Genomic DNA, 21,835 nt, shown 5'->3' on the forward strand with positions numbered 1-21,835 from the left:
CTTGAAGGTCGCGTCCGGGTCGATGAAGCGCCGGATCAACCACGCTGACGCGATGCGGTCGACGTGGATGTGGACGCGCGTGACCCAGGTGCGCCCGCGAAGCTCGGCCGGGGCCAGCTTGGGCGCGCCCGGCCCGACCACGTCGGGGTGCTGGCCCGCCCGGGCTTCCGCCGGGGCAAGCGCCGCCTCGGCCGTTTGCCGCCCGTGCGCGCCGAAGAAGTCGATCGCGGCGATCTCGTCCAGCCTGCGGCGCAACCGGCGAACCTCGCCGGGGGGAACATACTCGCCTTCCGCCAAGGTCCGCGCCTCGCGCGCCAGCTCCTCGTAATCGGCATCGCGCGCCGCGTCGAAAGTTCCGCGAAGATCGGGGTCACCGATGCCACCTACCAGCCGCGCCTCTAGGATCAGCGCCTCGCCGCCATTGTCGGCAATCTCGCGGTGCAAATCCTCGAACAGCGCGCGAGTGTCGGCGCGGTTGGGGAGCGCGTGGACCGCGTTCTTGAGCGGCGCGGCCCCGATCGCCTGCAAACGCCGCCACACCTTCACCCGCAAATAGGCGGGCTTGGCGGGAAGCTGCGGGATCAGCAGCAACCAAGGGCTGGGTTCGGCGTTCGTCATAACTGTATCATCCGGATTTTGTAGTGTAACGGTTGCATCATCGTTCATGCAACCATAGACATGCTTGGGTTGGCGAACGCGCGAGGAGAGGGCGATGTCACGTCGGACCGGGACCATGCTGGCGCTGCTCGTCTCGGGCGGGATCGCTCCTACCGCGGCGCACGCGCAGCGCGGGAGACCGTCGCGTTGCGCGAAGCCTATCCGTGCCGGCGCTGATGATAGGAGAGATTGGATGATGAAACCCCTTCTGGCCGGCGTTCTCGCCGCGCTCGCCGCCCCGGCCTGGGCCGCGCCCGATTGGAACAAGGTCGATGCTGCGCTCGGCCGACCGGGCACCGAACAGGCGGGCGGTGTCCATCGCTACGGCTTCCCGCGCTCCGACCTGCACGTCACTCTCGACGGCGTGGCGATCAAGCCAGCACTGGCGCTCGGCTCCTGGGCGGCGTTCCAGCCGATGGGTGACGACACTATGGTGATGGGCGACCTGGTGCTGACGCACGAGGAGGTGAACCCGGTGATAAGCCGCCTCTTGGCCGGCGGCTTCACGATCACCGCGCTCCACAATCACCTGCTGCGCTCCGCGCCCGCCACCATGTACCTGCACATCGCCGGGCATGGCGACCCGGTGAAGCTCGCGACCGCGTTGCGCGCCGCGCTGGCGGAAAGCCGGACCCCGCTCGCCGCGCCGTCCAGGGACTCGCAACCGCCCTCAGCGGGGGCCGGCAGCTCGCCGCCCGTCGATCTCAACACGGCCGCACTTGACGGCGTGATGGGGGCCAAGGGCAAGCCGAATGGCGGCGTCCTCCAATACAGCTTCCCGCGCGCGGAAAGGTTGATGGATGCCGGTATGGTCACGCCGCCCACGATGGGAACCGCGACCGCGATCAACTTTCAGCCGACCGGGGGCGGCAAGGCCGCGATCACCGGCGATTTCGTGCTGGTAGCGAGCGAGGTCGATCCGGTCATGCGCGCGCTGCGCGCCAGCGGGATCGAAGTTACGGCGCTGCACAATCACATGCTGAACGACGAGCCCCGCCTGTTCTTCATGCACTTTTGGGCGAACCAGGATGCAGCCAAGCTCGCCCGCGGCCTGCGCGCTGCCCTTGACAAAATGAACCTGCAACGAAGCTGACGATCAGGCGATCGGCTTTTCGGGCCGTCATCGCCGCCCGACCCCGACCACGGCCCGATGGGCAACTGGAACAGCGCTGGCAAGACAGTCGAGCTGTTCGTGACGCCCGAAGGCCAGGTGCTCGGTAGCGAGGAATGAAAATGCGATTGAGGCGTGTCAGCACCTTAAGCTCGGACGCGCCCCTTCACCCGGCCCAGCCGGGTTCGGAAAGGACGAAAACGGTGAAACGTGCAACCATGATCTTGGCGCTGATGGGGGCGGTCGCTCCTCATGCTCCGGCGCTGGCGCAAACCAAACAGTCGGACATGCAAGGTGCCGCGCTTCTCGCGAGCTGCCGCGCCGCGGAGCAGAGGTGTGGAGCATATCTCCAAGGCGTGCTGGACATGATGATCGTCGCGCGAAAGGCCGAGTGCGGCGCGCCGCGCGATGATCGTGCGGCCTTGCGTGCGGCCTATCTGCGCTGGGCGGAACGGGACAGCTATTTTCAGAGTGTCCACATGGTCGCGGGGGCCGAACAGGCCTTGAGTTCGGCTTGGCCGTGTCCGGGGCAAGTGAACCGCTAACAGGCTCCCCTAAAGCTCCCAGCTACTTCGCCTTGATCGTGGCAGGACACTCGGCTCAGCCTGTTCAACAATCGGTCGTTTTCTGAACAATCACGACGAATGTCTGGACTGCTACCCACCTAGACCTTCTACTCGTCTAGGGGATTCTTCTTTTTGAGTTGGTAACATATCTCGATGCGCTGAGCGCGGCTTGATAGATGCCGTCGTCCAAAAACCGAAAAAGCGTTTTTATAGATTTCCGATCAGTAGGAACCAGAAGCTTTCCATTCTGCACGGTTATATTAATTCCCAGGCTTGCTGCCTTCGTCGCAATCACATCTACCTGATGTGTGTTCAACACATTGGCCTTAGTGATGGCATGTACGAGCTTTCTGACGCCTTGGTCCGCCGCCACCTTGAACGCAGCAACGTCGGCTACCTCTAGGCTGGCATGCTGGCAAAAAGCATCCACCTCCTGATCGGTTGCCGCCTTATAGAACTGCTGTAGGTCAAACACGCTGCGCGTCCGCTGAAAGCTTTTGAACTTCAGCTTTCCTCCTTCCATGATGGCAACGATACTGTTGTCGAGGGTGAATCCCGGCTCCGTCAGCTCCTTGAACGAATTGCCCGACTGGAAGAGGGTAAACCTGCGGGATAGAAGCTGCTGCGCCGAAAAGGCTTGGATCAGGACACGATGACCCTGTCCTACCGGATCGATCACGAAGAGGCCTCGAATACCCTCTGCCATGAAGTTCTGGGCGTCGATCTCCGGCAGACTGATCGGATTGGCCGCGATTGTTGCAGTGATGACGGCCGCCTCAGCGGGAGCGTCAATCACCAGCAGCTCGTCGTCATCCGGTTTCCAATCGCCCGAGAAATCGACCTCCTCAGCGACGCCGTTCAGGAAATAATTCGCCTGTGTCTGAAAGATATGACCAACCTTCGCCTGCACCGGTTGAGCGAGCGCAACCCGCTTAACCTGCAACCCTGTTGTTAAGCGACAAAGGGCGAATAGATTGACCATCAAGCATCCTCTAAGTCTATTAGAATGTACTCGGTAAGCTGCCCGACAGTAACGGCATTAGCTACCGTTCGAAGCTGCTTCTTTGTTATAAGAACATAGGTAACACCCTCTTTTGACTGAACCTTGTAGAAGTGCCACTTTAACAATCCGAGAAGCGGGTTGAAGTGATAGTTGTATCCAGTCGCCGTTATCAGCGCGAAAATAACGAGGGTTGGAATCCACAGTTGCCAGTTGAGGGTGTTGAACTGAGATGTAAAAAGCGGAAGCAAATATAGCAGAAGAAATCCCATATTCTCACGGTCTGCCGCTTCGATTTCGACCGCTTGAAACTGAGACGCTTCGAGGTTCTTACGCGCATACCGAAGCAGCATCAGACAGATGCCCACGGTAGCGAGGCTAGCCGCAAGAATGTAGATCGCCGGCTTTGGCTGATCCTGCATGTAGGCGATCCAGGCATAGGTCAGCCCCACGGGCGCGATAGCCGAGCTGGTGAGCAGGATGCGAGCGAATGCGTTCAGCATACCTGTGCCGGCACCTGATAAAGCGTAAGCTCGTAATCTCCCGCCTTCTCCAAACGCCGCCGACATGGGGGTATCCAAGCGAGCCGGGTCGGCGCAGCGACACCGGCCTGCCATATCAGCCAACAATAGCCTGTGGCCGTCGATGCGCGGGGATCGACGCGACCGCGGAGGATGGGAACCCGTTCGACAAATTGCGCGACGCAGCTCGGGGGGCGGTCTTTGAACAGTCGCTCGTAGCGACCGGCTCCTTCGATGAAGCCAGTGCGGACAAGCATTGCGACACCGGACCTTGCGAGCTGCAAGGCGCGCCGCACGAACTCCTCGCCTAAGCGGAATGGGGGATTGGTCACGATCCAGTCGGGACGATCATGCGGGGCCGCTGCTTCGGCGGAGAGCGACAGGAAGTCGAATATCTCGCCATAACCGTAGCCGTGCACATCGCTGCTGCGCACGGTCCGGAAATACTCTGCCAGCGTGGAAGCCATATAGCCGCGCCCGCATGTCGGCTCCCAACATGAAAGCCTATCGAACTTCTCTCCGCCGAGAACCTCCTCGATTAGGGCGCGTGTCGCCCATTTCGGAGTCGGGAAGTCGTCCAGGCTGTCGAGGGCTTCAGTCCGCTGAGCCATGACGGCCGGGGAGCGATTCTGCGGCCCCTCGGGCATCCGATATTGAGGCGACCGACGCGGCTTCCACTCGGTCACGATCTACTAATCCCGATAGTCGCGGATCGCATCTCGGTCGAGCTTGTCGGCCGGCACGAGACGGTAATGCTTCTCGTCCACCAAGCGGACCTCACCTTCCTGCAAGGTCAGCTCGAACAATGCGATCTTGCCACCATCCATGAATTGAGCCGCAATTGGACGACAGCGTAAGCCGGGAAACTTTTGATCGGCGTAACGAATATCTTGGGTCGTTTGCACGACACCGATTTGATCTTTGCCTCCCTTAGCCTGCACCGGGATAACGTAGTGACAACCCCGCTTATCGAGGCCGACATACAGCTCATCGATCTCGATTTGACCGATGCCCTTCACCGTCGTGCGAAGGTGGTTCTGCAAGCTAGAGGCGGTTAGCCCCAGGAATATATCGATCAGGCGATTGTAGCGGACGATCGCCAACAGCGCCTGTTCGTCGTCGAGTGCATAGGCCCGGATCAACTCGGGGGTACCATCGGGAATGTCGATGCTGACAAGCGTTTCGTTCGGTCTGATCCGGGTCGCCGGAACGAGCCGAAACTTATACTTAGCGCGCCCGGCGCCCTCGATGATCCATTCCAGCTTCTCGGGCTGAGTTGCTAGAATAGCATCGGGCATGGGTATCCGATAACGGATCGCATACACCACATCGCCGAGGTTTTGCGGCAGATCTACGCCGAGCGCTGCGGCTGTCGTGACAATATCGACGCGCGCAAAAGCGACCTCTGTGGCACCCTGGGTATATCGGTCGGAGAAGATACGCTCGATGATTGCTTTATAGCGATTGGTTTGTGCGGGCGTTGCCGGCTCCACGTCGTCGGGCAGAGCCTCGTCTGTCGTGGCGAGGCTATCGTCGTTCTCAGGGGCCACGATCCTTGCTTGCTCCGTTCCTACATCGACCACGACCGCTTTGAAGTATCCGAAGTCCGTAAACTCGTCGTCACCGGCCATTGGCGACGAGCTTCAAACGGATTTCCTCGATCTCATGCTGCTTCCGCTTTTTGGCACCGCTCTTGCGGTCGCGCTTGCTACTCGGTGCCGGAACGCCGAACCGTTCGGCCGCTTCCGACATTTCGAGATAGAGTAACGTCGGATCGCCAAGGTTTACCGGCTGCTCAGGGCGGCTCGGATCGACCCCAAGCGCGTCGATCACAGCCCCGGCGATAGCGCGCGCAAGCGGCGGTGGAACTGCATTGCCGATCTGGCGAGCGCCATGCCACTTCGTAGCATGCAGCCTGAACCAGTCGGGGAAACCATGCAGGCGAGCCATCTCCCGAACCGTTATGCAGCGAGGGTGCTTATAGTGGATCGGCCGCGGGCTAGTGAACGCCCCCCGTGCACCGTCTGTCCCGGCGCGTAGTGTATTGGACAAGCCAACTGGGGACAGCTTCAAGAAGCGGCTGATCGGCTCGACGGTGCCTGGAACTGTCTCGGTGAAGCGGCGGCGCGAGATATCCGTATGCGTGGTTCTCGCACTCGACGTAAGAATACCGGGGTTCCAATTGCGAACATGACCGAAATGCCAAGCATCGTTGCTGAGGCCCCGCATCTCTGCGGCATAGGTCGAAGGCTTCCCGAAGGCTGCGGTGCGGGTCGCATCAGTCTCGATGAGTGAGGGGAAACGATCTGCGTTCGGCAGATCGCCAATAGCGTCCATAACGGTAGGGCCGATAGGAAGCTCGCCTATAGGCTTACGGCCATCTGCCGCGTTGGTGATCGGGGCAGGATAGGCCGGCACAGCTTCACCTTTCTGTGCGCCCATCAGGATCAACCGTTGCCGGTGTTGAGGGGTGCCATAATTCGCCGCATCCAGCACCTGCCAAGGCAGGCGCACATCGTAACCGGCTTTGTCGAACGCCTCCACCAGTTCGTCCAGAAACGCGCGCTGGCTTCCTACCGTCAGACCTTTCACGTTCTCGAACACGAAAGTGCGAGCATCGAACTCCTGAACCAAGCGCACGAACTCACGCACCAGCGTGTTACGCGGGTCTTCCAACGCCCGCTTTCCGATCATCGAAAAGCCCTGACAGGGAGGGCCGCCGAACACGCAGTCGATCGGCCGCTTACCGATGCCGGCGATCGCGCGCACTTCGGCTGCCTTCAACCCGACAACGGATCGCGGGATGACGGGCGTATCGGGAAAATTGAAGGCGTGGACGGCGCAATGCACCGGGTCGATCTCGACAGCGGCCGCTACGTCGAACCCAGCCTGCTCGAAGCCCAGGCTCATGCCGCCCGCGCCGGCGAATAAATCGATGCCCAAGGGCCTCATGTTGTCTCCGTTTTGTTCTCGGGCGAGCTTACGACGTTTGCAGGCGCCTGTCGATCGCTTTTTCCAGGCTGGCCCAGAAAAGAAACTAGGCTTGTTTCAAGGGCTTGCCGATCAGCAATCTCACACTGCCAGATTGTAGCCACGTCCCAACCGAGGGCGCGCAGCTCCGCTTCCTTACGCGCGTCCCGCTCGCGATTCGCATCGAGCTTCGGCCCCCAATAATCGAGTTTGGATTTGGGAGCCCGTCCCTTCTGGCACTCGTGACCGTGCCAAAAGCAGCCGTGCACAAAGACCGCCTTTTTGCGGCCGGGCAATACTATATCGGGACGCCCCGGAAGCTGTTTTGGATGGAGCCGGTAGCGGTAGCCTAACCTGTGCAGGAGGCGCCTGACGATCAGCTCGGGACCCGTGTCTTTGGTCCCGACCGACTGCATGATGCGCCGACGCTGTTCGTGTGTACGGGTATCCGCCACTAGGCGAATGCCTCGTCGGCCAGTGTGCCGCTGCGGCTCTCCACGATCAGCGACACGTAATCCTTATTGTCCCGCGGGTTGAACACGCGACCGACGACGGTCCAGATTTCCCGGTTCCGGGGATCGTGCCGGTCCTGTCCGACCGGCACACCGGGGTCGAGGATCATGTCGCCGATCGCCGGCACCTGCCCAGCAAAGTCCTCGGGGCCGTAGTCGTGCCCGTAGTCGGACACCTTGCCAGCCTCGCGGTGAAGGATGCGGATGATCGTCATTTGATTAGAAGCTCCACGTTTCGGCGCTGATGCCGTGGCGCTCGGCCAGCTCACTGATCTTTTGAACTGCGCCAAGCTCGCCCCGGTAGTGCTCGGCAACCAGCGCAAACGCGAGCCGCGGAACGTCTTCCGGCGCGATCCGGATGCCATATTCGAAATCAGCGTCCCCCCATGTTTGCCTGACAGTTGGCCCCGTGTCCTGGCCGGAAAGCTCGATCCCGCCGACTGCCGTCAGCACCATGTCGATCGACGTGAACTCTTCCTCGTCACGCAACGCCAGCCGCACGGCATTCTGGTCCGCCATCATTCCTCCTGTTCGCGCCTGCAATCGTCCGGTCCGGGCTTCAGCTCGTCAACTCGCACGGCTTGGGCGCGGCGCATCAGGTCAGCGGACTGCCATACCTTCAGCGGTTAGCGCTGGTGCGGGAGCATCGCGAAAAAAGATATAGACGCCGTTCCTGCCCCGCCTGTATTATGTACAGGCAGTCAAGGCGAAGGCCAATACTGCATTTTGTCCAAACAAGCAAAGGATTTTGCTTATGTTTATTAAGAGGTGTTTTAATGTCTGTTCTTATTCCCGTTACAATTGTTGTTGGTAGTTTTTCCTACAAGTGGCTTCTTGGCAGCGCGTTTCTGATTTTTCTGAGGTGGGGACTTAACCGGGTTCCTAGCGGCGCGAAGTAACCGATAAAGCACACCGGGAAAGGGACGCCTTTCCCGGTGTGTCAGCCAGGCTGCCGGTCCGGGGCAACAACATACAGGGTGCCGGTCCCCCGGGTCCGGTACACCACCAGCTCGGCTGCATCGTCTGCGCTCGCGATCTGTAACCAGACCGGCCCTTCACCCGGATCGAGCGAGCGGTAATCCGGAGCGTCCTCCAGTAACGCCTGCATATCCGCAGGCACGGGCTGGAGCTTGACCTGGCCGGCGGAATACAGGCCGGCGAGGAAGGGCAGCATGTCATGCCCACTCCGAAGGCGGTCCATAACCGTCATCAGCTCGGCTTCGTCGCTCATCGGGCACCCCTGCCCGCTTCTACGGTGATCGTACATCGCGTCGCCTCTCCCGCCTTGTTCGCACGTTTCTGGCACGCCTCCAGCACCTGCCGATTAGCGGTGACGATCCGATCACCTGCGGCGATGTTGGCGAAAGCGTCGGGCGCGCTGGTCCGCATGAGACGCTGGCCGCCCTCCCACATCGGCAGGTCGAGCGAACGCGCCGCCATCTTTTCCGGCCATTGCCAGCTCGCGGGCACGGCGCGCGCAACAATGCCGGCGAACACCGCCCAGAAGATCATGCCGACCACGATCCCGCCGATCGCGCTCCACATCAGCCAGCGGTTCTGCTCATCGCCATGCCGCGCCGACACGACATAGCTGTGAAGCTGGCGCGTCACGTCCTCCAGGCCGGTGCGCGCCGTAGCGATCGTCTGCCGGTCTTCCTGGCGCGCCGTGCTCGCCGCCGCGGTGATCCGTCCCGCCAACTGCTCCGGCGTCATCGCCAGCATCGGGCTTTTGACCAGCATATCGACGCGCTGCGCCGTAGCGGTGATGTTGTTGGCGATCACGCCCAACGTCTCGGAATAGTCGGGCGGCTCGGGCACCTCCATGCGCTCGGCCGTTAGACGCTCGACGGCACGGCGCATCAGCGTCACCTCCGCGCGCAGCTCTTGGAACGCCTGCGCGGCTTCACTCGGCCCTTCATCATCCGCCATCACGTCTTCCCCTTATCGGCTCATGCCCCTGTCTCGCTCGCGGCCGATCCCGATCGACTGCTCCAGCGATTTCTCGATGGTTCGGCCGCGCTCCAGTTTCAGCTCCAGCTCGGGCGCGCGGCGCTCCAGCGCCTTCGCCAACTCGGGATCGCGGCGCAGGCCTTCGGCCATCGCGCCCATGCGCGTGACGGCCTTGTCGGACCGGGCCTGGTCGCCGCTCGCTCGCTCGCGCGCCAGACCCCGCCAGCTCTCCACGAAACGTTCGGCGCGCGCATCGGGGTCGAGCCGCACCCGGCGCTCCTCGGCCATCGCGCGCGCCGCGCCGCCTGTGTTCCCCCCGGCTGCCTGCCCAATCAGCCCGGGATCGCGGCGGAACGCGGAAGCGAGGTCGCGCGCGGCATCGGGCCGCACCTGATCCAGCGCCTCGCCGGCGCGGCGCAACGCGCTCTCCTGATGCGGCAGCACCGGCAGCTCCTGCGCGCGCATCCGGCCTATGTCGGCCGACGCCCGCGCATAGCGTTCGATCGCCCTGGCCTGGCCCGGCTTGCCGCCGATCGCCGCGCCGGCACGATCCGGGGCAGGTGCCTTCTCCGGCATGGCAGCAGGCTTCGGCCGAAAGCCCGAGAACATATCCCTGGCCTTGTCGCGGACTTGGTAGACGATCTCACGGGCGCGCTCGGGCCAGCGTATCTCGCGCCGCTCGGCGAAGCTGCGCGCCCGGTCCTCGTCGGACGGCGCGGCATAGTCGCCGGCCATGTCCTTGGCGCGATCACGCGACAGCACGCGGGCAAGCTGGCGCTGATCGGCGAAGTCGTCACGGCCATAATGGAGCTGCACCCCGTCGCGGTGCCGCGACATGCCGACATAGGCGCTGTGCCGGTCCATGCCGGGAGTGGCGAGGAGATGAGCGCGATCGACGGTGACGCCCTGCGACTTGTGGAAGGTGGCCGCATAGCCGTGATCGACCGCGGCATAATCCTTGAGGTCGAACGCGGCGCGTCCTCCCCCATCGAGCCGTACCGCCATGTGGCCGCCCTCGACACGCTCCAGCGTGCCCAGCGTGCCGTTCTTCACGCCCAGCGAGCGCTCGTTGCGCAGGAACATGATCCGGTCGCCGGCCGCAAAGTCGCGCCGGCCCCGATCGACGGTCACGCCCACGTCCTCGCCCAACCCGCCCGACGCGCGCACCCGCTCGCGCGCCTCCCGGTTCAGCTCGCGCACCTCGGCATTGGTGTGAGTGAGGATGATGCGCGTCTTGTCCGGATCGGCCTGGCGCTGGCGATCCCAGCCATCCACCAGCTCGGCACGCGCAGCCTCGCGCGTGTCGGCTGCGTGAACCATGCCACGGTCTGCATAGGCGTGGATCGCCTCGGCCGTGCGGCCCGTGGCAAGCGCGCGCGTCGCATCCTTCTGCCAGTCCTCGCGCTGCCGGCGGACCTCGGTGATTTCGGCCGCGCCGTGACGCTCGGCAATCGACCGGAACGCCGCGCCTGCTTCGATCGCCTGCAACTGCTCGGGGTCGCCCACCAGCACCACCTTGGCGCCAGCGTCGCGGGCATGGGACAGCACCCGCTCCATCTGGCGCGTGCCGATCATGCCCGCCTCGTCCAGCACCAGCACGTCGTTGCGGGTGAGCTGGTCGCGTCCCTGTGCCCAGCCATGTTCGAGGCTGGCGATGGTGCGGGACCGGATGCCTGATCCCCCCTCCAGATTTTCGGCCGCGATCCCCGACAGGGCGGCGCCGCGCACCTGGTAGCCCTCGCGCTCCCACGCCTCGCGCGCGACGCCCAGCATCGCCGACTTGCCCGTGCCGGCATAGCCGATGACTGACGCCACCCCGCGGCCCTCGGTGATATGGTCAAAGGCGTCGCGCTGCTCGCCCGACAGCACCAGCCCGCGGCCCTCGGCAGCCCCCAGCGCACCAACACGGTGCCGCTCGGACACGCCATGCCCGTCGCGTCGCGCCAGCTCGTCGCCGGCCTTCTCCAGACGTGCCTCCGTGGCGATCATCTCGCGGGACGTGAACCGCTCATGGTCGCGCCCATCCTTGCCCAATGCCACCAGCTCGGGACTGCCCCGCACCGCCGCCATCACCTGGTCGAACTGCTCCTTGCCGTCCGAATGACGGAAGGCGAAGGCAGCCAGATCGCGGGTGGTGAAGGTCGCCTGTTGCCGTGTGATGCCGTCGAGCGCGATGCGCGGGTCGGCCGCGATCTTCTCGCCATTCTCCCGCGCGATGCGCCGGTGATCCTCGGCACGCTCGGCGTCCTCGCCGCGGTCGAGCCGGCGCATTCCTGCCGGGCCGATCTTGTGCTGCGGCTCCAGCGCGATGCCCTGGTCTTCATAGGAGCGATGATCGATCCGCCCCTCCAGTCCAAGCGCCGCCATGCGCTCGTTGACATGTGCCGCCCACGCCTCGCGCCAGCCCTTCAACAGCTCGGTCGAGTTCCAGTCGCGAACCTTCTTGCCGAACCCTTCTGGTCCCACTTCTCGCATTGCCAGCATGACATGTGCGTGCGGCTTCGGGCTTCCGTCCTTCGCCTTGTCCCAATGCACGTTGAGGTCCGCGACCATCCCGCGCTTCACGAACTCCTTTTCCACGAAATCGCGGGCGAGCTTCACGCCCTGCTTTTCGCTCATCTCACGCGGGATCGAGAACTCCACCTCGCGGGCTAGCTGCGCGTCCTTGCGCTTCTCTCCCGCCTCCACTTCATTCCACAGGGTGGTGCGATCCGACAAACGCTCCGGTGCCCCCTCCGGCAACAGCACCTCGGAGTGGCTGACGCCTGCCTTGTTGGAGAAGTCGTGATTGCGCCCAAGCCGCTCGTCGTGAAGCTCGGATGCGGAGCGATAGGCGGCGGACGCGACGGCGCTGGAGCCGTTCGCACGGCTGATGACCTTGGCGCTGAAATGATAGATCGCCATCGCGAGCAGCATGATGCACTTCTTAGCGCACGTCGGCAACGATGTATAAGCGCGCACTCACGATCTGCTTTGCATCTCCTGATTGACTTGGTGCTGCCTGTTGATGTGGGTTGCCCTCCCCTGTCGGTTTGCTAGGCTGCTGTAACCAAGACGCGGAGAATGGAGGCACCATGCGTAAGGTGCGGGACTACAACGCGGAACTGAAAGCACTGGAGGACAAGGCGCGTGGCCTGAAGGCGCGCCGGGTCGAACAGCTCGGGCAGCTCGTTACCGCTACGGGTGCGGATACACTCGACATGGAAACGCTTGCCGGCGTGCTGCTCGATGCCGTCGCGTCACAGAACGCGGAAGCGAAGGAGGCATGGCGTGCGAAGGGCGCCGTCTTCTTTCAACGACGCGGGCGCAAAGGTGGGCGGACTGCTGGCGGCAACGGCGACAGCGCAGGCGCGCAACCGGGCGCTGATCCAGCGTCTGGAAGCGGCACGGCGCCGGACTGATACCCGGGGCTGGGTCGTGCAACGCCGCGAACGCACCCGCCACCTGATCGAACTTGGCGGCCTCGTCCAGAAGGCCGGCCTGGTCGATCTGACCGACGACGATCGCGCAACCATTTACGGCGCGCTGCTCGAACTGGTCGGACGCGCTCGCGGCGATGATGCCGGCGATGTGGTGACGCTCTGGAAGCGACGCGGCAAGCGGGCCTTCGACGCGGAAGCGGAAGGCAAGGAGACGGTGGCATGACCACGCTCGACCTTGACGCGATCCGTGCGGAAGTTCGCGCGCTCGCCTATGTGCGTGGCACGCCGGCGGAAGCCGCGATGTGGCGGGAGGATGACGCAGACTCCCGCGCCAATCTCGCCATCGAGGGCATGGACCTGAACGCGGAGGATGAGGCGCTGTTCGACATGCTTCGCGACGAGGCCGTGCCCCCTCCCCTAGCCACGCAAATCATCCTGAAGCTCTACGATCATCCCGACGCCGATCCGGGGCTGGCGATCACGCCGCTGGAGCGGGCCGGCTGATGGCCGGCCGGCGGATCAGCCCGCTGTTCGCGGTGCTCGTCGCCGCGGTCGTGCTGTTCGCCAGCCATAGCTGGCTCAAGGGCATCTTCGGTTATGGCGAGATTGCCACCGACATTCCGTTCCTGCTGGCCGGCGCGATCCTGTTTCTGGCCTGGCGCGTCAATCGCCGCGCCGCAAACCGCCGCAGCTCGCTGCTTGGCTCGGCCAGCTTCGGCGATCGGGGAGACGTGCGCCGGCTTGAAGGAAACGGAGATCTCCTGATCGGCCGCTCCATCGAGGGCGGCAAGCTGCTGCGCTACGAAGGCCCCGCCCATCTGCTGACGATGGCCCCCACCCGTTCGGGGAAAGGCGTCGGCACGATCATCCCCAACCTGCTCACGCTGGACCGCTCGGTGGTCTGCATCGATCCCAAGGGCGAGAACGCCCGCGTCACGGCCCGTGCGAGGGCCGCCAAGGGCGAGGTGTGGTGCCTGGACCCGTTCGGCGTCTCCGGACGCCCCACGGCCCGTTACAACCCTCTGGCGTGGCTTGATCCGGCCAGCCCCGACCTGGCGGAAGATGCACAGACGATCGCCGATGCACTGGTCCATGACGCACCGGGGCAATCGGGTGAGGCGCACTGGAATGAGGAAGCCAAGGCGCTGATCGCCGGCGTGATCCTGCACACCGTCGTCCACGAGTCCCCTGCCCGCGTCACGCTGGCTTCGGCTGCTGGTCGGGCAGGCCGTCACCGACATGGCGCGATCCCCTGCCCGCCCCGCACAACCGGTGCTGTTCCTGCTCGATGAGTTTGCCGCCCTCGGGCGACTGGAGCCGGTGGAGCGCGCGATGGGCCTGATGGCCGGCTATGGCCTCCAGCTCTGGCCGATCCTTCAGGACATGCACCAGCTCCGCGCGCTCTATGGCGAACGCGCCGGCACCTTCCTGTCCAATGCCGGCGTGGTCCAGACATTCGGGGTCAACGATCATGCGACGGCCGACATGCTCTCGCGCACGATCGGCGACACCACGATCGAATATGAAACCGCCAGCACGTCACAGAAAACGAGCTGGTTCGACAGCCCGGACCATTCCACCAGCATCAGCGGCCACGTCGCCGCGCGCAGGCTGGTGACACCGGACGAAATCATGCGGATGCCCGCGGACACCCTTCTGCTGCTGCGGCAAGGCGAACGCCCGCTCTGGGCGAAGAAAATCCGCTATTACGATCAGCGCGAGTTCGTCCGCCTGTTCGATCCGGCGTGATCGTACACACCGGCAAGGTGCAACGGTGAGCTTTGGGATATAGCCTGACCTGCCCTGTCCGCCGGGCCTGACGCTGACAGGCACACACCGCCCGATCCGCTTGGCTTCTCCCGGAAGCCTACGGCCGATAGGCCGCCCTTGTGACGGCGATAGCCGGCACGCAGCCAAGGCGCATTGGCCCGTAGGGTCAATTCCGCATGTAGCCGAGCTATCTGGGTGTAGAGCGCTGGTGGGTTAAGAGATTCTGTTAAATAGGAATCGTTAAGAAGGTTAAGGCTGGAAAATGGGCCAAAAAACCCCCGTTTCCTGCGGCCTTCCGAGAACCCTCGGTGTGTGATCCCACGTGATTCGGTGTGTGATCCCACGATAGCAGGGTGTGTGATCCCACGACGCTGCGGTGTGTGATCCCACGACAATTTAAGTTCGATCTAGACTGCGAATACGGCTGCCTGACTATGTGCGGGCCGCCAGCTTTGAGCGCCTATGGGTTTCCTTGCGGCGCCCCGGTGTGTGAAACCACGATAGTCAGCGTCCGCGAGCGAGCTTGTCCATAAGATCGTCCACCTCGGCCGCGCGGCGTCGATCGGCTTCGACCCGGTTCCGCCGCTCTTGCTCGGCCTCCAACCTAGCGGCCAGCGCCAGTGCCTCGGCTTCGCCACGTAGGCGGAACAACACGGCAGGGCTGCCGTCTGCCGTGGCTGCCATCTCCATAGTGTAATCGGGAAGCTGGTCGGCCTCCACGACTTTGCGGAGCATCCTGTTGAACTCCTTGGGCTTGCTGTCGCTGCCGGTTTTGTCGCGCAGCACCTCCACCCGGCACGTCCACCCACCCTTTTGGTTGCCGGCATGTTTGCGTGCGATGCGGTACAAGGCGCGCTCTAGCCCGCCAGTCAGCAGGAAATAGTCTTGGTGCATGGTGAGCAGCGACCGCTCTCCCATGATGCCCTCATAGACCCAGTCGGACAGGGTGATTGTCATGCCCCGCGGCTGATCCGTGTCAGGGTCCACCTCCAGCGTCCACTTGTCGAGCCAATTGAAGCCGGCCTTGGTGCGCCGCTTCGGCGCGCGGATGGACGTCGATATGGAGGTCGTCTGAAGCCGCTGGAGCGCGGCTTGCAGCTCCTGATAGGCCCGGCCACTAGTGTCGCGCTTGATCGCCCTCAGCAGGTCATAGGACGTGGTTCTAAGCGTCCGCGGAAGATCGTTGACCCCCTGCTCCCGCATCCGGTTGAGTGTCGAGGCGGCCCATATGAGAATATCGGCGTCCCATATCGTCGCCATACCGTATGCCGGGATCGCCTCGATCTTCACCCACGTTTCGCCGTCCGGACTGCTATATTCGATCGGCTTCACCCGCTTGCGCTTCTGAAGCGAGAAGAACGGCCGCTCCATCGTCTCCCGCTGATCCTTGAGCGGAAGATCGCCCATCAGCGGGATGAACAGGTCGAACTCAGGATTTGGGTTCGGGCGTTTGGTCATGCAGAATCGATCCTGGTATCGTGCACACGTGATGATGTGCAGGTGTGCACATCATCACGTACGGCCAAATTGCCGGTCGGCATCGTACTTGGCGACCAGCTCGCTGATCGCTTCGGCGAGAAGGTCCTGATGGCTCCGCCTCGTTCGGGCAGCCAAGACCCGGAAGGCTTCGGCGGTGGGGTCCGCCGGGTCGAAATAGGCGCCTAAGTGATATTTGCCTGGCCGCTTCCCGCTCGACCGGACGCTGCTCGCCGGAGGTGCCGGAGTTGCAGCCGGTGGGTTCTCCGCCTCGATCTCGCGACGGGTTTGTGGCGCCACTGCCGGGGCCAACAGAGAAGTCCGCTTCGCCATGTTCAAGCCTTCACATTTGCAGGTGTGCAATTCATCAAATCATCAAGGAGGTGCTTCTGCAAGGCTGCAACCTCTAGAGCAGCCTTGCCTTTCGGCTCATGCTCGATGACACCCAAACCGTAAGGCCATGCCGCTCGGTAGGCGCTGCGCTCACGCAAGACGGCGCGCGCAACTCGCAAGCCGGTCGCCTCGGCAAGCGTCCGCGCGTCATCCAGCAATGTGGTCGCGGTCGGGGGAGCGGCGTTCAACACGACAACACCGGTCCGTCCGGTGCTGGTGATCAGTTGAGCGGTTCGCTTGATCGCGTCCAAATCGATCAGCGAAGGACGGCACGGGATTACCACGAGGTCCGCACGCTGGGCTGCGGCTGCGGCTTCCGCACCAGCCGCAGGTGGGGTGTCGATGATGGTCAGGGCAAAGCCGTTTGCCCCCGCAGCATCTATCGCCTGGTCAAGCCGGCGTGAGCTGATCGGCTCGACATGCGGCAGCTCAGCCTCACGCCGTTCGCTCCACGCCGTCGCGCTTTCCTGCGGATCAAGGTCGAACAGTGCCGTCTTGATCCCAGCGGCCTGAGCAGCAACCGCAAGATTCACCGCCAGCGTAGTTTTACCGACACCGCCCTTTTGCGCTGCAAGCGTGATTATCTGCACGTGTGCACACCTTCATTTCTGATAGCGTGACGTTATGCACAATATCAAAATGGCACAACCCCCCTATTACTTGCGGCAGGTGGTTTATGGTGCCAACCGGCACCGGACCACGCGAACTGCACCAGCTCGGCGTTGCCGATCGCGGGCGGCTCGCCCTTTCGCCAGAAGCGCAGCATCTTGCCTCGATCATCCAGATCGGATTCCATCACGATGGCGCGCACCGCTTGAATGAACTGCCCGTGGCTGAACACATAGGCGAGGCCGGGGGAGGGCAGGGCGGCAAGCCGTGCCAGCGCCGCTTCAGCACGGCGAAGCAATGTCCCAAAGCTCTCCGCGCCATCGCCATCGCAGTAGGTCGGATCGGCATCGGTCCAGTATCGCTCCAGATGGGGCATTCGCTCGCTGCTCCGCGAGCCGTTCCACCGGGAGGGCTGGAGATAGGTGAACTCCTCGATCGGCCACACCTCCACCGGCACAGCCGGAAAGCGTTGGATTGTTGCCTCGGCTGTCTGCCGGGTGCGGAGGTAGGGAGAGGTCACGATCAGGCTGGGCGCCTCGGTCCACGAGCGCGCTACCTCACGAGCCTGGCGCCATCCCAGCTCGGTAAGCTCGATGGATGCGAGGTCATGGCAGGGCACGCCGGCGTTGCCGGTGCTTTGGCCATGACGGATGAATACGGCCCTCATGCCGCTGCCTCCTTGACCGCCAGCTCTCGCAGTCCCTTGTAGAGCGTCGTGCGGCTCACTCCGTATCGCTCGGCCACGGCCGTCACGGTCGCCTCCGGATCGGTCAACAGCAACCGGGCTTCGCGTAGCTGCCTGGAGGTAAGGGCAGGGGGGCGTCCGCCCATACGGCCGCGGGCGCGCCCTGCGGCCAGGCCGGCCCGGGTACGTTCGCCGATAAGGTGCCGCTCGAAATCGGCGAGGCTGGCGAAGATATTGAACACCAGCTTGCCCGACGCCGTGGTCGTGTCGATCGCCTCAGTGACGCTCTCGAAAGCGACGCCGCGGCTCGCCAGCTCGTTCACCGTCGCGATCAGGTCCGGGAGGGATCGGCCAAGCCGGTCGAGCCGCCACACCACCAGCGTGTCTCCGGCACGCAGGGCCTTCATCGCCTGCGCCAGCTCGGGCCGATCGGCGTGTTTGCCGGATGCGTGCTCCGAATAGATCGGCTCGCATCCCTTGGCGCGCAGCACGTCAAGTTGCGGAGCGAGGTCCTGGTCGGCCGTGGATACGCGCGCATATCCGATCCGGCGTGTGCCGGCATGGCTGGGGAGGGGAGTAGCAGCTATGTTCAACATTCAACCTGCGGTAGGGGTTTTCTGATCGCTGTTTCTCGCATGGGTTGTTGGACAGTTCAACGGCGTAAAATGCCAGCTTTGCTGCTGCTGCCGGTGGTGTGCAGCAAACGGCCGTTTTCTGAACAGCGGTGATGTGCCGGGTTGTTCTTGCGCTCTGCCCGGCATAGGGGAGGGGGGTATATGGCTCATCTCTCCGGTTCCAACGCCGACCTGATCGCACGCGTGCGTCGTATCGCCGGCCAAGTCGGGGCCGTCGAACGCGGCCTCACGTCAGGCGACTCCTGCGCGACGGTTCTGCACTTGGTCGCGGCCGTCCGCGGCGCGGTGAACGGGCTGATGGACGAAATTATCGCCGAACACCTGGAAGCGCACGTTGCTCGGTCGGGGCTGACGGACGAGGAGCGCGCCCACGGAGCCGACGAGCTGCTGGCGGTGATCCGCCGTTACGCCAAGTAGGACAGTGCTCGATGCCTACCGCTTCCGAAATCGACCGCTTTGCCCACGATCACGTTTTCCTGGGCAGCTCGCACGACGAGAACGCCCGCCGAACCCTGTGGGTGGTCGCACTCACAGCCGTGATGATGGTCGGCGAAATCATCGCCGGATACCTGACCGGCTCGATGGCGCTGCTCGCGGACGGGTTCCACATGGCGACGCACGCCGGCGCGCTCTCGGTCGCTGCGGCGGCTTATGCGTATGCCAAGCGTCACGCGCGCAACCCGGCCTATAGCTTCGGCACCGGCAAGGTTGGCGACCTCGCCGGTTTCGCCTCGGCCATGGTGCTCGGCCTGATCGCGCTCGGGATCGGGGTGGAATCGGTGCTGCGCCTGTTTCAGCCCATCACGGTCGCATTCGGGGAGGCCACGATCATTGCCGTCGTCGGCCTGGGTGTGAACATCGCCAGCGCCTTTCTGCTCTCGAGCGGTCACCACCATCACGGGCACGGGCCCGGGCACGATCATCACCACGGGCACGATCATGCGCACGCCCACGGCTCTCACGGCGGCGACAACAACCTGCGCTCGGCCTATGTTCATGTCCTCGCCGACGCGCTCACCTCGGTCCTCGCCATCGCGGCGCTGCTCGCCGGCCGGTATCTCGGCTGGGTCTGGATGGACCCGGTCATGGGGATCGTCGGCGCGGTCGTCATCGCCCGCTGGTCATGGAGCCTGATGCGCGACACGGCCGCCGTCCTGCTCGATCGCACCGACGCGCATGTCGCCGATGAGGTGCGCGAGCTGGTCGAAGCTCCCGGCGACGCCCGAGTGACCGACCTGCACGTCTGGAAGGTCGGACCGGAAGCGCACGCGGCGATCGTCAGCGTCGCCGGCGTTCGGGATGGCGAACTGGTCCGCCAGCGGCTCGCGCCGGTTCACGAGCTGGCGCACCTCACGGTCGAGGTGCGCTGATGCTCTACCTGCTTCTCAAGGCCGGCATATCGGCCGTCATCATCGTCGCCGTGTCGGAGATCGCCAAGCGCAGCCCCGGCTTCGGCGCGCTGATCGCCTCGCTCCCGCTCGTCTCGGTGCTGGGCATGATCTGGCTCTGGCGCGACACGCACGATCGGGCGCGCATGGCGGCCCATGCCGGCGCGACCTTCTGGTACGTGCTGCCGTCCTTGCCGATGTTCCTGCTCATTCCGGCGATGCTCAACCGCGGCGCGCCGTTCTGGCTGGCGCTCGCCTCGGGGTGTCTCCTCACGGTTGCGCTCTACCTCGCGATGACGTGGGTCGGGCCGCGCTTCGGGCTCCAGCTCTAAGCGAGCCCGGACAAGCGAAGCGCGACGCCCGCCGCGGCGCACGCGCCTAAGGTCGGGATCACGCCCGCCTTGAACCGAAACATCGCGACCACGGCCGCGACGGTCAACGCCAGCGCGGCCGGGTCGAGGGTGGACAACACCGGCACGTCCAGCGTCCTGCCGGCGATCGGCAGGGCGCGGACCTGGTGGAACAGGGTGTGGAGCGCGAACCACACCGCCAGATTGAGCACCACGCCGACCACGGCTGCGGTGATGGCGGCGAGCGCGGCCGACAGCGCCTTGTTACCGCGCAGCTTCTCGATGAACGGCGCGCCCAGGAAGATCCAGAGGAAGCAAGGCACGAACGTCACCCAGGTCGTGAGCAAGCCCCCCAAGGTGGCGGCGAGCAGCGGGGGCAAGCCGGTCGCTTGCCGGAACGCGCCCATGAAGCCGACGAACTGCGTCACGATGATCAGCGGCCCCGGCGTCGTCTCCGCCATGCCGAGTCCGTCCAGCATCTCGCCGGGACGAAGCCAGCCGTAGTTTTCGACGGCCTGCTGAGCGACATAGGCGAGCACGGCGTAAGCGCCCCCGAACGTCACCACCGCCATCTTGGAGAAGAACAGCGCGATCTGCGTGAACACATTGCCCGGTCCGACTGTCGCGAGCAGCGCCGCAATCGGCGCGAGCCATAGCGCGAGGAGCGCACCGCTGATCCGGAGCGACCATGCGAGGCTGGGGCGGGCGTGGTCGGGGACGTGCTCGCCAAGCGCGGTTTCGGCATCGCGGACGATCTTGCCGCCCGATGCACCGTGGCCGCCCCCGCCCATGAAGGCGGGGTGGCGTGCGCGCCCGCCAAGGAAGCCGGCGATAGCGGCCGCAAGAATGATGATCGGGAAAGGGACGCCAAGGAAGAAGATCGCCACGAACGATGCCGCCGCGATCCCGCGCATGACGTTGTTCTTCAGCGCGCGCGAGCCGATGCGCACGACGGCCTGAAGCACGATCGCGAGCACGGCGGCCTTCAAGCCGAAGAACAGCGCCTCAACAAAGGGGACGTTGCCGAACAGCGCATAGACCCAGCTCAGCGCCATGATCGCGACTAGGCCGGGGAGCACGAACAGCGCGCCAGCGACGAGCCCGCCCTTGGTCTTGTGGAGCAGCCAGCCGATGTAGATGGCGAGCTGCTGCGCCTCGGGGCCGGGCAGCAACATGCAATAGTTGAGCGCGTGAAGGAACCGCTCCTCGCCGATCCATCGCCGCTCCTCGACCAGCACGCGGTGCATCATCGCGATCTGGCCGGCCGGCCCGCCGAAGCTTAAGGCGGCAACCTTGGCCCAGACCCGCAGCGCTTCGCCGAAGGGGATGCCGTGATCCCGCGGGCTCGGGCCTGCGATCGGCGCGGTCGCGGTCGCCTCCATCGTCATTCTCCTCGTCGCCTGGTGAAGTGGGCGTAGAAGCCGTCGAGCGCGCCCGCGCCTCGCGCGAGCCGGTCGGGGTCGTCGAGCGTGGCGGCGCATATCCCCTCGATCAGCGCGCTGACGCCGGCCGTCTCCGGCCGGCCGAACTTGTCGTCGGCGATGTCGAGGTCGTGGATGATCTCCGACAGCGCGACGAGCGCCGGGTCGCCGTCGAGCCCTCGGCGGAACACCAGCGTCTCGAAGGTGCAGCGGTCGCCTTCGTGCGTGAACTCGGCGTCCGCCATGTCGAAGCGCAGCTCGCCGGGCTCGGGGGCGTAACCCTTGCCCTCCACGAACTTGAAGGTCGCGTCCGGGTCGATGAAGCGCCGGATCAACCACGCTGACGCGATGCGGTCGACGTGGATGTGGACGCGCGTGACCCAGGTGCGCCCGCGAAGC

At 64.3% G+C, this 21,835-nt stretch carries 27 protein-coding genes and 1 pseudogene; 9 read left to right on the forward strand and 19 right to left on the reverse strand.

The window, feature by feature from the left end; translation table 11 throughout:
• The coding region (locus tag A0J57_RS23530) for a Chromate resistance protein ChrB (protein ID WP_235600944.1) at positions 1 to 618 on the reverse strand (618 nt) is incomplete at its 3' end.
• 232 nt (positions 619 to 850) lie between these two features.
• Here A0J57_RS23530 and A0J57_RS23535 point away from each other — a divergent pair.
• Positions 851 to 1,750 carry a DUF1259 domain-containing protein gene (locus A0J57_RS23535; protein WP_018251370.1) on the forward strand — a complete coding sequence of 300 codons (900 nt, stop codon included), beginning with the start codon at positions 851 to 853 and terminating at the stop codon, positions 1,748 to 1,750.
• 221 nt (positions 1,751 to 1,971) lie between these two features.
• Positions 1,972 to 2,313, forward strand: a complete 342-nt coding sequence (locus A0J57_RS23540; protein ID WP_133497062.1) for a Rap1a/Tai family immunity protein — start codon at positions 1,972 to 1,974, stop codon at positions 2,311 to 2,313.
• A 136-nt stretch (positions 2,314 to 2,449) separates the two neighbouring features.
• Here the strand turns inward: A0J57_RS23540 and A0J57_RS23545 are convergent, their stop codons facing one another.
• From A0J57_RS23545 to traA, 11 genes are all read right to left on the reverse strand, one after another.
• On the reverse strand, positions 2,450 to 3,316 hold the full coding sequence (locus tag A0J57_RS23545; RefSeq protein WP_061940301.1) for a Kiwa anti-phage protein KwaB-like domain-containing protein: 867 nt from the start codon (positions 3,314 to 3,316) through the stop codon (positions 2,450 to 2,452).
• Complete coding sequence (locus A0J57_RS27055) at positions 3,316 to 3,837, reverse strand: hypothetical protein (RefSeq protein WP_061940303.1); 522 nt, start codon at positions 3,835 to 3,837, stop codon at positions 3,316 to 3,318. Before A0J57_RS27055 ends, A0J57_RS23545 begins: the two co-directional genes overlap by 1 nt.
• Positions 3,831 to 4,322: a hypothetical protein gene (locus A0J57_RS23555; protein ID WP_201030965.1), complete on the reverse strand. Its 492-nt coding sequence runs from the start codon at positions 4,320 to 4,322 to the stop codon at positions 3,831 to 3,833. Before A0J57_RS23555 ends, A0J57_RS27055 begins: the two co-directional genes overlap by 7 nt.
• Before the next feature lie 225 nt (positions 4,323 to 4,547).
• On the reverse strand, positions 4,548 to 5,486 hold the full coding sequence (locus A0J57_RS23560; RefSeq protein WP_235600945.1) for an endonuclease: 939 nt from the start codon (positions 5,484 to 5,486) through the stop codon (positions 4,548 to 4,550).
• On the reverse strand, positions 5,476 to 6,807 hold the full coding sequence (locus tag A0J57_RS23565) for a DNA cytosine methyltransferase (RefSeq protein WP_061940307.1): 1,332 nt from the start codon (positions 6,805 to 6,807) through the stop codon (positions 5,476 to 5,478). Before A0J57_RS23565 ends, A0J57_RS23560 begins: the two co-directional genes overlap by 11 nt.
• Positions 6,804 to 7,280 carry a very short patch repair endonuclease gene (locus A0J57_RS25690; protein ID WP_076605821.1) on the reverse strand — a complete coding sequence of 159 codons (477 nt, stop codon included), beginning with the start codon at positions 7,278 to 7,280 and terminating at the stop codon, positions 6,804 to 6,806. The genes A0J57_RS23565 and A0J57_RS25690 overlap by 4 nt, the downstream gene beginning before the upstream one ends.
• Complete coding sequence (locus A0J57_RS23575) at positions 7,280 to 7,552, reverse strand: hypothetical protein (protein ID WP_061940311.1); 273 nt, start codon at positions 7,550 to 7,552, stop codon at positions 7,280 to 7,282. The genes A0J57_RS25690 and A0J57_RS23575 overlap by 1 nt, the downstream gene beginning before the upstream one ends.
• A 4-nt stretch (positions 7,553 to 7,556) precedes the next feature.
• Positions 7,557 to 7,856: a hypothetical protein gene (locus tag A0J57_RS23580; protein ID WP_153017885.1), complete on the reverse strand. Its 300-nt coding sequence runs from the start codon at positions 7,854 to 7,856 to the stop codon at positions 7,557 to 7,559.
• A 421-nt stretch (positions 7,857 to 8,277) separates the two neighbouring features.
• Entirely contained in the window at positions 8,278 to 8,568 is a 291-nt protein-coding gene (locus A0J57_RS23585; protein WP_061940315.1) for a hypothetical protein, read from the reverse strand.
• Positions 8,565 to 9,266 (reverse strand): DUF6118 family protein, encoded by a 702-nt coding sequence (locus A0J57_RS23590; RefSeq protein WP_082718814.1) that lies wholly within the window; start codon positions 9,264 to 9,266, stop codon positions 8,565 to 8,567. Before A0J57_RS23590 ends, A0J57_RS23585 begins: the two co-directional genes overlap by 4 nt.
• 12 nt (positions 9,267 to 9,278) lie before the next feature.
• Positions 9,279 to 12,191 (reverse strand): Ti-type conjugative transfer relaxase TraA, encoded by a 2,913-nt coding sequence (traA, locus tag A0J57_RS23595; RefSeq protein WP_062017436.1) that lies wholly within the window; start codon positions 12,189 to 12,191, stop codon positions 9,279 to 9,281.
• Between the two features lie 170 nt (positions 12,192 to 12,361).
• Here traA and A0J57_RS23600 point away from each other — a divergent pair, with 170 nt between their 5' ends.
• From A0J57_RS23600 to A0J57_RS23615, 4 genes and pseudogenes are all read left to right on the forward strand, one after another.
• Positions 12,362 to 12,688, forward strand: a complete 327-nt coding sequence (locus tag A0J57_RS23600) for a conjugal transfer protein TraD (protein WP_061940278.1) — start codon at positions 12,362 to 12,364, stop codon at positions 12,686 to 12,688.
• Positions 12,689 to 12,704: 16 nt separating this feature from the next.
• Positions 12,705 to 12,932 (forward strand): conjugal transfer protein TraD, encoded by a 228-nt coding sequence (locus A0J57_RS23605; RefSeq protein WP_061940280.1) that lies wholly within the window; start codon positions 12,705 to 12,707, stop codon positions 12,930 to 12,932.
• Positions 12,929 to 13,213 carry a hypothetical protein gene (locus A0J57_RS23610; RefSeq protein ID WP_061940282.1) on the forward strand — a complete coding sequence of 95 codons (285 nt, stop codon included), beginning with the start codon at positions 12,929 to 12,931 and terminating at the stop codon, positions 13,211 to 13,213. The genes A0J57_RS23605 and A0J57_RS23610 overlap by 4 nt, the downstream gene beginning before the upstream one ends.
• Positions 13,213 to 14,458, forward strand: a pseudogene (locus tag A0J57_RS23615) (type IV secretory system conjugative DNA transfer family protein). Before A0J57_RS23610 ends, A0J57_RS23615 begins: the two are co-directional and overlap by 1 nt.
• A gap of 525 nt (positions 14,459 to 14,983) precedes the next feature.
• Here A0J57_RS23615 and A0J57_RS23620 read toward each other — a convergent pair.
• The 5 genes from A0J57_RS23620 to A0J57_RS23640 are packed head-to-tail and all read right to left on the reverse strand — an operon-like array spanning position 14,984 to position 18,238.
• A complete protein-coding gene (locus tag A0J57_RS23620; protein WP_061940284.1) occupies positions 14,984 to 15,937 on the reverse strand; it encodes a replication initiator protein A in 954 nt (317 codons plus the stop codon).
• A gap of 54 nt (positions 15,938 to 15,991) precedes the next feature.
• Entirely contained in the window at positions 15,992 to 16,255 is a 264-nt protein-coding gene (locus A0J57_RS23625) for a ribbon-helix-helix domain-containing protein (RefSeq protein WP_153017884.1), read from the reverse strand.
• Between the two features lie 35 nt (positions 16,256 to 16,290).
• Positions 16,291 to 16,938 (reverse strand): ParA family protein, encoded by a 648-nt coding sequence (locus A0J57_RS23630; protein WP_061940288.1) that lies wholly within the window; start codon positions 16,936 to 16,938, stop codon positions 16,291 to 16,293.
• 44 nt (positions 16,939 to 16,982) lie between these two features.
• Positions 16,983 to 17,624, reverse strand: coding sequence for a histidine phosphatase family protein (locus tag A0J57_RS23635; RefSeq protein ID WP_061940290.1), 642 nt, complete (start codon positions 17,622 to 17,624; stop codon positions 16,983 to 16,985).
• Positions 17,621 to 18,238 carry a recombinase family protein gene (locus tag A0J57_RS23640; protein ID WP_061940292.1) on the reverse strand — a complete coding sequence of 206 codons (618 nt, stop codon included), beginning with the start codon at positions 18,236 to 18,238 and terminating at the stop codon, positions 17,621 to 17,623. The genes A0J57_RS23635 and A0J57_RS23640 overlap by 4 nt, the downstream gene beginning before the upstream one ends.
• Before the next feature lie 180 nt (positions 18,239 to 18,418).
• Here A0J57_RS23640 and A0J57_RS23645 point away from each other — a divergent pair, with 180 nt between their 5' ends.
• From A0J57_RS23645 to A0J57_RS23655, 3 genes are read left to right on the forward strand one after another with little or no spacing between them, the layout of a single operon-like run.
• Positions 18,419 to 18,694 (forward strand): metal/formaldehyde-sensitive transcriptional repressor, encoded by a 276-nt coding sequence (locus A0J57_RS23645; protein ID WP_018251376.1) that lies wholly within the window; start codon positions 18,419 to 18,421, stop codon positions 18,692 to 18,694.
• 11 nt (positions 18,695 to 18,705) lie between these two features.
• On the forward strand, positions 18,706 to 19,647 hold the full coding sequence (gene dmeF / locus A0J57_RS23650; RefSeq protein WP_061940294.1) for a CDF family Co(II)/Ni(II) efflux transporter DmeF: 942 nt from the start codon (positions 18,706 to 18,708) through the stop codon (positions 19,645 to 19,647).
• Positions 19,647 to 19,997 (forward strand): DUF3147 family protein, encoded by a 351-nt coding sequence (locus A0J57_RS23655; RefSeq protein ID WP_061940296.1) that lies wholly within the window; start codon positions 19,647 to 19,649, stop codon positions 19,995 to 19,997. Before dmeF ends, A0J57_RS23655 begins: the two co-directional genes overlap by 1 nt.
• On the opposite strand, the gene chrA is transcribed toward A0J57_RS23655, so the two are convergent.
• Positions 19,994 to 21,397, reverse strand: coding sequence for a chromate efflux transporter (gene chrA / locus A0J57_RS23660; RefSeq protein WP_061940298.1), 1,404 nt, complete (start codon positions 21,395 to 21,397; stop codon positions 19,994 to 19,996). The genes A0J57_RS23655 and chrA overlap by 4 nt on opposite strands.
• Positions 21,398 to 21,399: 2 nt before the next feature.
• Positions 21,400 to 21,835: chromate resistance protein ChrB domain-containing protein (locus A0J57_RS23665; protein WP_161942154.1), on the reverse strand; the 436-nt coding region annotated here is incomplete at its 5' end.

It is taken from the genome of Sphingobium sp. 22B (assembly GCF_001580035.1).
GTDB classification, from domain to species: domain Bacteria; phylum Pseudomonadota; class Alphaproteobacteria; order Sphingomonadales; family Sphingomonadaceae; genus Sphingobium; species Sphingobium fuliginis.